The sequence below is a fragment of the Aliiglaciecola lipolytica genome, from assembly GCF_018860635.1.
In the GTDB taxonomy this organism is placed as follows: Bacteria; Pseudomonadota; Gammaproteobacteria; order Enterobacterales; family Alteromonadaceae; genus Aliiglaciecola; species Aliiglaciecola lipolytica_A.
Genome location: NZ_JAHKPT010000029.1, coordinates 14,411 through 28,837, shown reverse-complemented (window position 1 = coordinate 28,837; position 14,427 = coordinate 14,411). Strand labels below are relative to the sequence as shown.

General features: G+C 40.4%; 11 protein-coding genes. 5 read left to right on the top strand and 6 right to left on the bottom strand.

Annotation, left to right across the window (positions count from 1 at the left end):
- Positions 1-110: 110 nt before the first annotated feature.
- Together KO530_RS16250 and KO530_RS16245 are read left to right on the top strand one after the other, a co-directional pair.
- Positions 111-764, top strand: coding sequence for a dUTP diphosphatase (locus KO530_RS16250; protein ID WP_216049512.1), 654 nt, complete (start codon positions 111-113; stop codon positions 762-764).
- A 61-nt stretch (positions 765-825) separates the two neighbouring features.
- The gene (locus tag KO530_RS16245; RefSeq protein WP_216049511.1) at positions 826-1,248 is read left to right on the top strand and encodes a diacylglycerol kinase; all 423 of its coding nucleotides are present in this window, start codon (positions 826-828) and stop codon (positions 1,246-1,248) included.
- Here the strand turns inward: KO530_RS16245 and KO530_RS16240 are convergent.
- Both KO530_RS16240 and KO530_RS16235 read right to left on the bottom strand, forming a co-directional pair.
- Positions 1,245-2,669: a tetratricopeptide repeat-containing sulfotransferase family protein gene (locus KO530_RS16240; RefSeq protein ID WP_216049510.1), complete on the bottom strand. Its 1,425-nt coding sequence runs from the start codon at positions 2,667-2,669 to the stop codon at positions 1,245-1,247. The two genes, KO530_RS16245 and KO530_RS16240, sit on opposite strands and share 4 nt — an antisense overlap.
- 78 nt (positions 2,670-2,747) lie before the next feature.
- Positions 2,748-5,393 (bottom strand): TonB-dependent receptor plug domain-containing protein, encoded by a 2,646-nt coding sequence (locus KO530_RS16235; protein ID WP_216049509.1) that lies wholly within the window; start codon positions 5,391-5,393, stop codon positions 2,748-2,750.
- A 743-nt stretch (positions 5,394-6,136) separates the two neighbouring features.
- On the opposite strand from KO530_RS16235, the gene KO530_RS16230 reads away from it, so the two are divergent.
- Positions 6,137-7,153 carry a GDSL-type esterase/lipase family protein gene (locus tag KO530_RS16230; RefSeq protein WP_216049508.1) on the top strand — a complete coding sequence of 339 codons (1,017 nt, stop codon included), beginning with the start codon at positions 6,137-6,139 and terminating at the stop codon, positions 7,151-7,153.
- 54 nt (positions 7,154-7,207) lie between these two features.
- Here the strand turns inward: KO530_RS16230 and gnd are convergent, their stop codons facing one another.
- Entirely contained in the window at positions 7,208-8,674 is a 1,467-nt protein-coding gene (gnd, locus tag KO530_RS16225; RefSeq protein ID WP_216049507.1) for a decarboxylating NADP(+)-dependent phosphogluconate dehydrogenase, read from the bottom strand.
- Between the two features lie 225 nt (positions 8,675-8,899).
- Between gnd and KO530_RS16220 the strand changes: the two genes are divergently transcribed.
- Positions 8,900-10,210 carry a M20/M25/M40 family metallo-hydrolase gene (locus tag KO530_RS16220; RefSeq protein WP_216049506.1) on the top strand — a complete coding sequence of 437 codons (1,311 nt, stop codon included), beginning with the start codon at positions 8,900-8,902 and terminating at the stop codon, positions 10,208-10,210.
- Positions 10,211-10,270: 60 nt separating this feature from the next.
- On the opposite strand, the gene pncB is transcribed toward KO530_RS16220, so the two are convergent.
- The gene (pncB, locus tag KO530_RS16215) at positions 10,271-11,500 is read right to left on the bottom strand and encodes a nicotinate phosphoribosyltransferase (RefSeq protein WP_216049505.1); all 1,230 of its coding nucleotides are present in this window, start codon (positions 11,498-11,500) and stop codon (positions 10,271-10,273) included.
- The gene (locus tag KO530_RS16210) at positions 11,500-12,153 is read right to left on the bottom strand and encodes an isochorismatase family protein (RefSeq protein WP_216049504.1); all 654 of its coding nucleotides are present in this window, start codon (positions 12,151-12,153) and stop codon (positions 11,500-11,502) included. The genes pncB and KO530_RS16210 overlap by 1 nt, the downstream gene beginning before the upstream one ends.
- Positions 12,154-12,338: 185 nt before the next feature.
- Here KO530_RS16210 and KO530_RS16205 point away from each other — a divergent pair, with 185 nt between their 5' ends.
- Positions 12,339-12,878, top strand: a complete 540-nt coding sequence (locus KO530_RS16205; RefSeq protein ID WP_216049503.1) for a nicotinate-nicotinamide nucleotide adenylyltransferase — start codon at positions 12,339-12,341, stop codon at positions 12,876-12,878.
- 11 nt (positions 12,879-12,889) lie between these two features.
- On the opposite strand, the gene KO530_RS16200 is transcribed toward KO530_RS16205, so the two are convergent.
- Complete coding sequence (locus KO530_RS16200) at positions 12,890-14,419, bottom strand: carboxylesterase/lipase family protein (protein ID WP_216049502.1); 1,530 nt, start codon at positions 14,417-14,419, stop codon at positions 12,890-12,892.
- Between the last annotated feature and the right edge of the window lie 8 nt (positions 14,420-14,427).

The window sequence follows — 14,427 nt, the reverse complement described above, 5'->3', positions numbered from 1 at the left end:
TCATACTATCTTAAGGTTAATATTATAATTATGATTAGTCTGTTTCAGGCTATGCCGATTATCACAAAACAAGTACACTATGCACTCGCTAATTCTACATAAGGACTATTATGCTTTCCTCTACTCAACTTAACACCATGCTTAACCTTCAAGCCAAAATGAATCAAAAGGTTAATGCTCAGTGGTTAACTGCCGGATATCAATACCTTAGAGCTGCAATGATAGAGGCGGTCGAGGGGATTGAACATCATGGTTGGAAATGGTGGAAAGCGCAACAAAAAGACCTACCCCAGTTGCAAATGGAATTAGTGGACATTTGGCACTTTGCTCTTTCCGCAATCATTATCGACTTTGATGGCAACATAGAGTCCTCTGCCGAAACCATTGCAAGTGAATTGAATAGTGGTGTCCAGTCAGTTACGTTCGACGGCAAAGAATATGCGTTTAATGACCAAGATATTTTAGAAAATTTGGAACTAATGGCGGGTTTATGTGCAGCAAAACGATTTTCTGTGCCTCTATTCATCAAAATTGTCGAACAAGCGGAAATGGATTCGGATGAACTTTACCGTCAGTACGTTGGTAAAAACGTGCTTAACTTCTTTCGACAAGATAATGGGTATAAAGACGGTAGTTATTTGAAAGTTTGGCTAGGTCGTGAAGACAATGAACACTTAGTGGAAGTGTTAAACGAACTCGATATTACCCTTCACAATTACAGTGATTGTGTATATCAAGGACTGCAAAAACGTTACCCAAACTAAAACGCATTTAGTGATAAGTTACAGTGTTGCGAGTTGACGAGTAAAGCAGAAGTACAAAGATATGAAAAACAAAGTTACTCAAGCATCGGTGGTTGAAGATGAATCGGTGCTGGTGAATAAACCGAATGGCACTGGATTTTCACGGATATTCAAGGCTACTCAGTGTTCTTTTCGTGGATTTAGCGCAGCATGGCAACATGAGTCAGCATTTCGCCAAGAACTAATTTTGGTAATGGTCATGCTGCCCTTTGCTTTTGTTTTATCCTCTTCAACAGTCCATCTAATGGCGCTTATTGGTACATTACTATTTGTGTTGTTTGCAGAAATTATTAACTCAGCCATTGAAGCGCTCGCGGATGCCGTTACGCTAGAAAATAACATTTTGATTGGACGTGCTAAAGATATGGGATCCTCCGCAGTTTTTATCGCATTGACCATATTAACCTTAGTATGGCTGGAAGCCATTTGGCGTTTTTTTAGCTAATTGAAAAGCGCTTTATAGTTTTGCCACTGGCCAATTGATTTGTGGTGAATAGGTTTACGTACTTGTGCCGCACTTAAAGTATTGATAGTTCCTTTGCCATCAATGGCAGTCACACAAGACGCCTGCCATTCAAGTCCCATATGGTTGAGTACGTTTTTAATGACTTGTTTTGGCTCAGCGGCTAAATTTTCGTAAGTAATGGTGAGGATTCTGTTGGGTATCAACGCCTCCCAGAACTGCATTTGTTGCTGATAGAAACTGACATATTTATCAAACTCCTCAATATCACAAAAATATGGTTCGTTTTCGTAGAAATAGTTTTTATAAATCGATAGCGAAACATCTTTAATCTGCCGAGTAATATGAATCACTTTTGCGTTCGGGAAAAGTTGATAAATTAGACCGATATTTTGAAAATTTGCCGGTAACTTATTAATGATAAAAGCTTCATTTAAACCAATTTTTATCAATTTTAAATAATGTTCTGATACCTTTGAGGTATCAAACTCGCTTAGCTTGCTAGCTAATTCAGGATAACTCAACTGCGTCATTTTCTCTAAAAAAGGCACACTATATTGACTTAGATATGCCTGTTCACCGCAGCTATTTATGTCACTGTGCTGACATAGCATTTGCTCCAACAATGTAGAGCCTGTGCGGGGCAATCCTAGGATAAAAACCGGGGTAACCGCATATGTATTGTCATTTGATTTCTTTTGCGCAAATGCAACCTGTTGATAGCTGTCAGAAAGTGTCGAAAAAAATGCTGACATCTGCTCCGTTCTATAAGGACACAATGTTAACTGATATGCATTGGCCATTTGCAGGTGTTCTATGGCTTTGGGGTAATTTTTCAGTTTGTCATATGCCTGACCTAGTGCGTAATCAAGTAGCATTCGTTGCTGTGATGCAGGTGTGGAACTGGCGTAGCTAGACGTCAATAATGCCCATTCATCTGGATTTAAGGGTGTCACTTGTGTGCGAATTAAATCGAGCCATCCATAGGCTGAAAATTCTGGATCTGCAGAACGAATTTGTGACCAAAGCAGTGGCAGCGCTTGCGTATTTTGTGCAGTGGCAATGTAGTGTTGTATCAATGCTGCGAGCACAGCTTTGTTTTGCGAACAATTTTCATAAGCGTAACGTAATACAGTCTGAGCATCCTCAGTGGCATGTACAATACCGAAAGCATCTGCTAGCTCTAACAGTGGCTCAGGTTGTTTATCTAATAAATGACAGGCTTTTTGCAGTAAATTGATAGCCTGATCATATTGGAACGCCGCTTTAGCGACTTTGCCTAAGCCGAGATACCCTGCCCCGTTATTTGGATCATTTTTCAGTGACTGAACAAATATCTTCTGCGCATTGAGCAAATCACCTTTGGCTAAATAGTCATTTCCTATTCGAATTTGATTATTCAATATTTCTCTCGCATTTCTATCGCACTTCTCAAAAAAAAAGCCTTGTCTACTGACAAGGCTTTCATACTTCCGCTTAGATTAGAAGTTGTAGGTTGCTTTTAAGTAATAAAAACCACCATTGAATCCCATAGGAGAAGTTTCGTAATAAACGCCACCCCATGTGTTATTCGCAATGCCTTGATCCGCAGGAATATTGATTTTTTCAGCATCCTGATCAAACAAGTTTTGCGCACCAGCAGATAGAGTAATTGCATCATTCACGAAATAACTCGCTTCAAAATCAACCGTAACGGCTGAATCAGCAGTAATTGCCGTTGCATCATAATCTACATGCACACCTTGATATTCACCATAGTAATTCAAACGTGTAAACATGCTGAAGCTATCCCAACTTTGTGACCATGTCAGCGTAGCTCTGTGGTTAGGTAGATCTTCTTCAATACGCTTAACTTTGAATTCACCGGTAATATCAGAATATCTATCAACTTCGGTTTCATTCCAGTTATACGCTAAGGCAAACGTTGAACTCCCATCAAAAAGACTGGTAGTGTAATTTGCCACTACGTCAATCCCTTGTGTAGTTGTATCAAAGTCGTTAGTAAAGAAGCTAACCTGTGCCAAACCATCGACGTTTTGTACACCTGCATCTTTAAGGACTTCTTTATCTTCATCAGACAGATTGATTTTATCCGATTGACTAATACGGTCTTCAACTTGAATGTTGTAGTAATCAACTGTAACGAACACGCTACCAACTTGATAAATCATACCAAAGGTATAGCTTTGAGACTCTTCTGGCTCTAGTTCAGTACCACCAAGTTGCACAGATATTGGATTAGTAGGCGGAAGCAACGCTGAATCAACTAATACACCACTGTCTAAGTTAGTTTGCACGTTACTTACGTTCGCTTGACCAACAGTAGGAGCACGGAAACCTGTGCTTACAGAACCACGGAATGAGAGATCATCTGTGGCATGAAACTGTGCTGAAATCTTGTAATTAGTCGTTGAACCAAAGGTATCATAATCTTCGTAACGTAAAGCGTAACCCATTAAGAAAGCTTCTGTGAAGGGAACTTCTGCATCAACATACAAGGCAGCACTGCGACGAGTTGAAACCCCTTGATCTGAAGGTTTAAATCCAGGGAAACCATTAGAGCCTACGCTAAACCCTTGAGAGAAAAGATCGCCAGCAACAAAAGATGCTTCGTCACCTGCAATCACTTCAAAAGATTCTTCACGCCATTCAAGACCACCGGCAAGGTTAATGTCATCATATAAGTCGGCATCAATCAATTTAACCAAATCGAAATTAAAGGTTTTCTCTAATTGAATGTATTTACCCGGTGAGAAATCGCGAGGAGTATCAGGACCAAGGGAAGCATTGACTGTATTGTAGATGAAAAACTGCGATTCATTACGACCAACAGCACCACTAATATCGTATAAAATTCCTTCAGCGAAACCTTCTTTAATTTCACCTTTGGTACCAATTGTTAAAGAAGTATCAGTTATATTACCACCAAAGTTTGGAGTAAAACCTCCAGGGAGCATTTGGTTGAAAGAGAAACAATTTGCCGCAGTTAATGAATCTAGTGCCGTTTGATCAGGAAGACCATTGTCACCGATTTCAACTACTGGACAATTTAATTGCTGCTCCAAACCATCTAAAGAACCAACAAGAACCGTTGCAGGTGCTGCATCCCAAGCAGCTTGACCGGTTGGATCATCATCACCAGGACGATAAGAAGGTGTGCCATCTAAGTTACGCACAATACCGCCATAAACACCCGGACGGGTTGTAGGGTTACGGTAGTAGAAGCCCCCTCTAACATCCCGTTCGGAATAGTTACCAAACATGTAAAATTCTTTATCATTACCTAAATCTAAACCGACGTTACCAAAGATAGTAATGTCGTCGTTTATTTCAGGCGAACCCCATATTTGTGCAGGATCTTCAACGGTCAAACCAGCATCAGCAAACGCTGCGGCATCTGGGCGTTGTACACTGCGACTGGTTGCATCTGCATTTTTGTACTGAAAGCTTAAGTTTGCAAAACCATCATCAGTAAATGGCATACCTACGTTACCAGAAATTTCTGTTGTAGTGCCATCGCCTTCATAATATTCACCGTGGCGAACAACCAATGAACCACCTTCTGAATCATCTTTGAGCACAAAGTTCATTACACCGGCAATTGCATCAGAACCATATTGTGCCGCAGCACCATCTCTTAACACTTCGACCTGTTTCAAAGCAATACTTGGGATAACTGAAATATCAGGGCCTTGTGCACCATCGTTAATGCCACCGCCTAAAAACGCAATAACGGATGAACGATGGCGGCGTTTCCCGTTTAACAGAACTAAGGTACTGTCTGCTGATAACCCTCGTAAATTTGCAGGACGAACCAAAGTAGCGGCATCACTAATTGGGTTAGTGTGAACGTTAAGTGAAGGTACAGTACCTTTGAGTATTTCTAGCATGTCGGTATTACCGGCTTTTGTTAGCTCATCAGAACCAATAATATCAATTGGTACTGGAGAATCACCAACAGAACGTGGTGCCGCGCGGCTACCAACCACCGCTATTTTTTCAACGTTTGCATTTTTGTCTGTGGACTCTTGAGCCATCAGCGGTGTGGTCATTGTCAAAGACAATGCAGCTGTTGCTGACAATCCCATTTTGATCCCCATAGAGAGTTTAGAAAAGTTATTCTTCATGTGTTGTTCCCATAATTAAGTGTTTGGTTTTTCCGTCCATTGTTCGACGTAATCATGCGATTCAGTTAAGTCCTTATTGGCGCACCGATACTGAAATCGTCATGTTGGATAAGCTATTTTTTGATGTATAAGAATTTTTATAGCCTAATCACAGTTTTATTTATAGTTGGATATGCCTAATTTATCAACCTGTTTTGCTAAAAAAACGTTACAAAATAGTAAGTTACTTATTACAAACCAACACTTAATCGGGGCAATTTATATACCCAAACATCAATAACAATCGTTTGCATAGATTTAACCAGTTGTTTTATATTGCTTTTTCACATTTGAAATCTTAATTTTCAAGATAAATTTGAAATTTATAATCGAAATTTTGTTTTGTAAAAATCGAAAAAAAATTACCGAAAAAGTTAAAACGAAAAATTCAGCTCGCCGAAAATTGATTAAAATATCAGCAAGTGCCAGATTGATAAGCCAGAAATAAAAAAAGCCCCGCAAAAAGCGGGGCATAAAATGTCCAGATTTTCTGGAAAATTGGGGAGAAGCGTTTCACAAGTCACAATCGGGAAAGTAACCCCGTTCTGGATGGAATCTATTGAATTCCAACTAGAGAGTGGTACTGATTGTGTAACCCAACAAAACAATTCAGTGATAGTTTACTCTTTACTGTGTAATTCGTCATACCATCTACCTTATAATTAGTGTCAAATATCGCATAACTAACTGAATTTAGTCTGCAAATGAAAAATATCATCGATTGTAATAACGCAAAAATAACAGTTATGGGTAGAATCCTGAGGTTAGATGAAGGAATCGCGTTTAGTTATCCAGGTGTAAGCATTTCATTCAATGTGCAGGCTAAAAATGTCGAATTAGTCGCTAAATGTGCCGTTGGTAAAGGCAGAATAGATGTGATCATCAATAACACGCTTAGCAAACAGCTTGTTATTGCGAAAACACCTAGAACGTTCCGCATATTTTCGGCAAAACATAAACAAAATGTCAAAATTGAATTGCTTAATCGGGGGGAGTCTTGGCACGGGGTTATTAATTTAATCTCATTACTCATACAAGATGGTGAACTTATTGAACCGCCCCAACTTCCTGATAGAAAGTTGATATTCATAGGTGATTCTATTGTGACAGGCGCATTAATGGAGCGACATCCTAATGCGAAAAAAGGACCTCAATTGGCCAATGCTTATCAATCTTTTGGTATGCAATTAGGACGTTTACTCAAAGCTCAAGTGCATCTTATTGGGTTTGGTGGCCGAGGACTAATCCAAGGTTCAAACATGCTAGCGAGTGAAGCCCAATTACCAGAGATTTTTCCACTGACAATACCCGTGCCTCCCTATACCCAAAAATGGCCAGTTGATGCCTACATACCAGAGGGCATTTTCATTTGTTTGGGGACAAATGATTTTTATATCAATACGCCTGACCTGAGTATTTTTAAACGAACTTATGCCCTTGGTGTAAAACACTTGTTGAATTTATATCCTGATGTTCAAATCATGATTTCAGAAGGACCCATGTTATGCGACACCTCTGAAAATGAAGTCAAAAAACGAATCTTAATCCAATCTTTAAAAGATCTTGTGGATGAGCTAAAGGAGCCACAACTGGATTATTTAGCCTGTATTAATTGTAAAGGAGACAATTTTGATCCTCACCCAACCCTAGCCCAACACACTCAGTTAGCGAGGCATTTTATGCCGTTAATACAGCAATCGTTAAGATGGCCGGAAAATTAATATACGCCTGCAAAAAAGGCTGCAATATGCAGCCTTTTGTCGCGATATTACCAATTATACATCGTAAGTAGTGGAAGCAGTATCACCGCCTCTACCAGTCCAATTTGTATGGAAAAATTCTCCGCGAGGTTTATCTTTACGCTCATAAGTGTGCGCACCGAAATAGTCGCGTTGGGCCTGCAACAGATTAGCAGGTAAGTTTTCCGTACGATATCCGTCAAAATAGCTCAGTGCAGACGACAAACAAGGCACTGCCACACCTTGCATTGCTGAAGTTGCAACCACTTCACGCCAGCCTTGTTGAGCCTTGGCAACCACTTGATTGAAATAATCATCTAGCAATAAATTATCCAAATTAGGGTTATTATCGTAAGCGGCTTTAATGTTATCCAAAAATACTGAACGAATAATACATCCTTCACGCCACATCATCGCAATACTGCCATAATCGAGATTCCATTTATATTCTTTGGCTGCCTCTTGAAGTACCGCAAACCCTTGTGCATAAGAGACTATTTTTGAAGCAAGCAATGCTTGGCGTAAGCTTTCAAGGAAAGCCAACTTATCGCCGGTAAATTCTGCTTTTGGTCCAGATATGGTCTTAGCAGCCTGTACTCGTTGATCTTTTATTGCAGAGAGACAACGAGCAAAAACAGCTTCACCTATTAGGGTTAGAGGAACACCTAAGTGCAAGGCCGTAATACCGGTCCATTTACCCGTTCCCTTTTGCCCTGCAGTATCCAAAATACTATTAACCAGCGCTTCACCATTTTCTTTGTAACCTAAAATATCAGCGGTGATTTCTGTCAGGTAACTTGATAATTCAGTTTCATTCCACTGTTTAAAGACAGCTTGCATTTCGTCGGTACTCATTCCCAACAAATCTTGCATTAAAATGAAGCCCTCGCAAATGATTTGCATATCACCATATTCAATGCCGTTATGTACCATTTTTACAAAGTGACCCGCTCCACCTTCACCAACCCAATCACAACATGGAATTGATAGCTCGCCATTTTCGTCTTTAACTTTCGCTGAAATAGCTTGAAAAATAGGTTTCACATGAGGCCATGCTTCAGGATTTCCACCGGGCATAATTGAAGGACCAAGCAACGCGCCTTCTTCTCCACCTGACACGCCCGTCCCTACATACAACAAACCTTTGTCCGTTAACATAGCGGTACGACGATTAGAATCTTCAAACTGGCTGTTTCCACCATCAATGATGATGTCACCTTTATCCAAATGTGGAATGAGCTGTTGTATAAAATCATCTACTGGCTGACCAGATTTAACCATTAGCATAATCTTGCGAGGCGAACTCAATGATGCAACTAATGACTCAATAGAGTCGGCACCACGAATCGTTTTATCTTTCGCTCGGGTCGCGAGAAAATTTTCCACTTTGCTATACGAGCGGTTATAAGCCGTGACCGTAAACCCTTTACTGGCCATATTTAAAATTAGGTTTTCGCCCATTACGGCTAAGCCTACTACGGCTATGTCAGAAAGTGTTTTCATATGATTCCTCGTTGAATTTGGTGGTCAATCCACAGCGGATGATAAGTGGCATTGACGTTACATGATGACAAAAAGTGCGCGTAATTTACAGGAATATGGGGAATATTTATAGCTCGATACTTAATCAGATAGTAAAAATAAACGGATTTACTCTTTTTTCTTATAACTAGACTTTATAAGACGCAAATTTTATCCTGTTAAATAAATCAAACCCTATGGATTATTATGAAGTTTCGAATCTCTTTTATCTGTTCTTTAATGCTAATTTCATTGGCGATAAACGCGGCCCAGACTCAGCCACAAATCGAATCTAAAATCGTTGACACATTAAATCAACAACTTCCACAAGCGCAAGCCCTGTTAATTGAGTCGGTTAACATCAATAGCGGCACCATGAACTTTAGCGGTGTTAAAAAAGTAGGAATGTTATTTAAAAATGAATTAGAACAACTCGGATTTGAAACCCAGTGGCAAGACGGTGCTGAATTTGGACGAGCTGGACATTTGATTGCACGCTATGGAACAAAAGGTCCGAAAATTCTAATGATCGGTCACCTAGATACGGTATTTGCTAAGACAGATGCATTTCAAACCTACCAAGCTTTAGCTGACAATAAAGCTTCAGGCCCTGGTGTCACAGATATGAAAGGCGGAGACGTTATTATTATTGAAGTGATGCGCGCCCTTAAACACCTAGGACTGCTTGATGATGTAAGTATTCAGATTGTCATGACTGGCGATGAAGAACGCAGCGGTAAACCCTTATCCGCCTCAAAAGCGGCAATTATCAACGCTGCCAAATGGGCAGATATCGCTCTTGGGTTCGAAGATGGTGATGGCAATATAGAAACCGCAGTGGTTGCCCGTAGAGGTTCGGTTGATTGGCAACTAGATGTAACCGGACGGCCAGCCCATTCCTCGCAAATATTTAGCCAAAAGGTGGGCTTTGGCGCTATTTTTGAAGGTGCTCGTATCCTAGATACATTTCGTCAGGAGTTAGCCAACCTTGGTGATTTAACCTTCAATCCAGGGGTTATCTTAGGCGGTACCGAAGTAAACTTCGAAGATGAAACTGCCATTGGCACAACATTTGGTAAAAATAACGTAGTAGCTCAGCATCTAATAGTAAAAGGTGGAATAAGAGCATTGACTCAAGATGAGTTGAATACCGCAAAAACCACTATGCATAAGATTGTAAAACAAAACTTACTGCATACCAGCGCCACGCTAGTGATTGGTGAAGGCTATCCACCTATGGCTCCAACTCAGCAGAATTATCAATTGTTGCAATGGTATAGTGATATCAGTGAATCCCTCGGTTACGGTAAAGTGGCAGCCGTCAACCCGCGTAACGCAGGGGCCGCTGATATTTCATTCGCCGCAGAGCACGTAGACATGGCCCTTGATGGTTTAGGTTTAATGGGAACCGGCGGTCATACAAAAGGCGAGATTGCTGATATGACGAGCTTCGCGAAGAATATGCACAAGGCGGCGTTGTTGATTTATCGGATTAGCCAACAATATCCTACAGATTAACTATATAACAAAAAAGCCTGAATACAGTGAGTTCAGGCTTTTTTTCACATAAATGTTTTTTTAAGCCCAAGTAACGTTATAAACGTCTTTTAGATAGCGCACAAAATTCTCATCATCACACAAGTTTTTGCCTGCGGTGTCAGATATTTTTGCGACAGGTTTACCATTTACTTTAACCAGCTTCATCACCATATTTAGAGGTTCAACCCCGTCCACATCATTTGATAAAAAGGTCCCTATACCAAAAGATGTGCGAATGCGTCCGCGAAAATGCAGAAATAGCTCGACCATTTTTTCAAAGTTCAGGGCATCACTGAAAATTACCGTTTTTGTTTTCGGATCGAGTTTCAGATCTGAATACATTTTTATCGCTTTTTCACCGAATTCAAAAGGACAGCCTGAGTCTTGTCGCAATCCCTCGAACAACTTTGCAAAATACAAATCAAAATCTCGGACAAATGCGTCCATACCAATAATATCAGTTAGGGCGTAACCTAGTTGTCCGCGAAACTCTTTCACCCAGCATTCTAACGTATGCTTTTGGGAGTGTGCTAATTGCACGCCTACCTGTTGCGATAGCATAAATATTTCATGTGCCATAGTACCTATGGGATTAACCCCTAACTCTTTAGCAATGTGCATGTTAGAAGTGCCAATAAAAAATTCAGGCAATTGCTTGTTTAGCATATCAACTACGGTTAATTGAGTTTCATAGCTAAATCTACGGCGAGTCCCAAAATCAGCTAAGGTTAAGCCGCTGAGGTCATGTTTCTGGTGTTGCTCTTTTAACCAATCAATTTTTTTAAATAAAGGTTTTCGCACATCTTGATATGACTTATTCGGATAATTACGGCGGTTATACACTTCAGCGACCGTCGATAAAACTGGCATTTCAAAATTATGAATATGCATTAGTGGGCCACGGGCACTTATCGACAATTGCTCATTTTCTTCGGTAATGTACAAAAATCGACTCTGAAAGGACCACATTCGCGCCCATTCTATGAAATCTTTGGTATACCAAGGTGTCTTTTCCAACCAGCGAATTTGATCATCTGTAAATTTAAGGCCGTCCAGTTTTTGCAACTCTTGCTGGATTTCAGCTTTGTAAGGTCTCAAGTCCACATCACTGCGCATAAAAAAACGATATTCGGCTTCTTCAATATAGGGATATTGATGCATAAAGCACTGCCACATATTCATTTTATAATAGTCATTATCTAAGGTGGAAAAATTGAGGTTTTTCCGAAATAAAGAATTGCGCTTAACTGACGCTTTCGAAAACTTCACTAACCAGCACTCCGATTAGCTAACCATTTTTTTAGCTCATGACTATTTTGCAAAATAGTGATCCCTTGGCTTTGCATTAACTCTATTTTCTCAGTGACCCCTTGCGGAGTAATACCACGACACGCAGCTAAATTGAGGACAACATCAAAACGCTGGGAAGCTTGCAATTGTAAGGCCGTGGTGGCTACACAATAATCTGTCGCTAAGCCACCAACAATCACAGTATCGACATTATTAAACACTAAATATTCAATGATCCCCGTTGATAATTTTTCCGCGAGGTCATGATAACAAGCGCCATACGGATGTAAGTCTGGTGCCACACCTTTCCAAACAAAAAAATCGTATTCAGTGGCCGTTGGTAAGCCATCCAAAAGCTCAAATCCTTTGGTTCCAGGACGACAATGCATTTTGAAAGTGCAATCAGTATTGGCGTGATCAAGCGGTTTAAATTGCTCTTCATCTTTGTCGACTCGGAACAAAGCCTGTTCACAATGTGCATCACTGGAGCCAATTATTAAATCTGCTAATGCATTTTGAGCAAGGAGTTCAGGAACAATTTGATCGCCCTCATTGACTGGCAGTTCATCTGGGCAAAGAGGTGTAAAACCTTTTTGTGGATCCACATTAATTGACGCTATTTTAGATTTCATTAACACCTTTTTCCTGAAATTTAATACCGCATTTACGCTGTATACATTTACACAACATTTTGAGTTTTATGATTATAATTTTTAATGGTTTTTACTACACTTTTCGCCAAAGTTATGGCTCAATAGTAAGGCGTTAACCCTTACTCTAATTCGTCATAACAATTGTTTTTACTGGAACCCTACATATGAACATAGCGATTTTTGGTGCGGCATTTAACCCTCCCACTTTAGGGCATCAAGACGCAGTAGAATACATCGCTTCACAACAACCGACATTCGACAGCATATTATTAATTCCCTCATATGCTCATGCTTTCTCAAAAAAAATGCTCTCTTATGAACACAGAGTGGCAATGTTACACCTATTCGCACAACAACTTAATGAACCTAAGATTGAAGTATTCCCGGTTGAAGATCAACTAAGTGATGGTACCAACCCAATTTACACCTTTGATTTATTAACCTACTTGCAAGCAGAATACTTTCCTGATGCAAAACTCACATTCGTCATGGGACCTGATAATCAAATAAATTGGCACAAGTTTTATAAATCCCAAGAAGTTTCAGATAAGTGGGAAATATTGGTAGTACCTGAACGTGTAGCTATACGCTCAACTGCGGTGCGTAACAATCTCATAAACCACAAAGACATTGATAAGCAAGTCCCCAAAGAGGTCGCTCAATATATCAATGAACACGGGTTGTATTTAACCGAACAAGTTTAATAGTGCTTTGTTTATTGCTTAATCACCCCGCGAGTGCGCTGCAGAAATACTTTTTCAAGAACCTTGAGTTTATCTTCTCGCACCTGTGATGTGGCGGAAATCTTATCGGAGATTTTTAACCATTGTGAGTTTTTATCCGTTAAATTAGGCCATGCAGGCAGATCATCTCCGTTCGGGTTGTGAGATTTTATAAAGTTGTACCAGTATTGACGCATTTTGTTTAATACTGGCACATTGTCTGGCCTAAATAAGAAGTATGTCTCCGCAGCGTGATTCGCACCATTGGGGTATTGCTGCGCATCACTCACATAATCAAAAAAATATCTATAACCAGCTTGCCCTATTCGATTCATGCTTTGTGAGGTGATTTTCGCGGCTATCACATACCTCAAATCACCAAACAAATGCTGATAAGGCAGCGCTTGAATAGAAGGCGTTGTTAATTCATAAACTTTTTCCGCCTGTGCCTTTTGATTCCCCATCAATGACAATAAGTGCTCTGCTGGGACGCCAGAATAAGGATACACGCTACCATCAAAACTATTCCCACCACTGATATAGGGAACATCATGTTGTTTGCCTTGCATAAACATTATCGCAGGCTCTTCTGGCAATGTTTTTCCATCGACAATGGGGACATGAAAGCCATCAATTGCAGAAACTAATTTATCAGCCGGCAGTGCATAGAGTGACGCTGAATTTATACTATCTTGCGCTGCATTTAACGCGCGCATTGCAATTTTATCGGAAATTGTTTGTGCATCAGGACTGCCAGCTAGTTCAATAACAGATGACACTCTAGAAAGTGGCCAAGCGCCGTATCCACTTTGCGCTATAGCCCCTTGGAATAATCCGCGACTTTCCTGATTGACCATAAGCATTTGAATCGCCATGCCGCCAGCGGAGCCGCCCGCAATAGTAACTCGATTGGGATCGCCACCAAATGCACCAATATTGGTTTTAATCCACTTCAGCGCAGCGACCATATCCATCACGCTGAAGTTATTTCCATCAGGCAAGTCCAAGGCACTTGGAGCAAATATTCCCAGCGCCCCTAACCTATAATTAAAGGTGACCAATATAATCCCATTATCGGTCCAGTTTTTATGACTATCAGGCTTAATATTCCCCGAACCGGCAACATAACCTCCGCCGTGAATCCAGACCAGAACAGGTAAAGATGTTTCACTCAAATTGGTTGGGGTTTCTGGGGTGAAAATATTCAGGGTTAGACAGTTTTCGCTTTGGGTTAAATTGCCATTTCGTTGCGGACAAGCTGGCCCAAATTGATCAGCAACAAGGGGGCCCGCAAAACTTTCAGGCGCTACAGGAGGTCGCCAACGCAGCGCATCAACCGGCGCCTTTGCATAAGGAATGCCTTTGAATTGGATACTCTGATCTTGCTTAATCCCGGTAACAAAACCCTGTGGTATTTGTTTTACCAAAGTATCCTGAGCGTACCCATTAAAGGTGCATACGAGCAACATTAATATGCTTACTGCCTTTAAATAAGCTATTTTAAAGCGTTCCAAATTATTCAATTTAACAT

Bases quoted from the DNA above. Each gene is read 5' to 3' on its own strand.
- KO530_RS16210 (WP_216049504.1), bottom strand. From the start codon at position 12,153: ATGAAATCTAAAATAGCGTCAATTAATGTGGATCCACAAAAAGGTTTT.
- KO530_RS16235 (WP_216049509.1), bottom strand. From the start codon at position 5,393: ATGAAGAATAACTTTTCTAAACTCTCTATGGGGATCAAAATGGGATTG.
- KO530_RS16245 (WP_216049511.1), top strand. From the start codon at position 826: ATGAAAAACAAAGTTACTCAAGCATCGGTGGTTGAAGATGAATCGGTG.
- KO530_RS16230 (WP_216049508.1), top strand. From the start codon at position 6,137: ATGAAAAATATCATCGATTGTAATAACGCAAAAATAACAGTTATGGGT.
- KO530_RS16250 (WP_216049512.1), top strand. From the start codon at position 111: ATGCTTTCCTCTACTCAACTTAACACCATGCTTAACCTTCAAGCCAAA.
- KO530_RS16220 (WP_216049506.1), top strand. From the start codon at position 8,900: ATGAAGTTTCGAATCTCTTTTATCTGTTCTTTAATGCTAATTTCATTG.
- gnd (WP_216049507.1), bottom strand. From the start codon at position 8,674: ATGAAAACACTTTCTGACATAGCCGTAGTAGGCTTAGCCGTAATGGGC.
- KO530_RS16205 (WP_216049503.1), top strand. From the start codon at position 12,339: ATGAACATAGCGATTTTTGGTGCGGCATTTAACCCTCCCACTTTAGGG.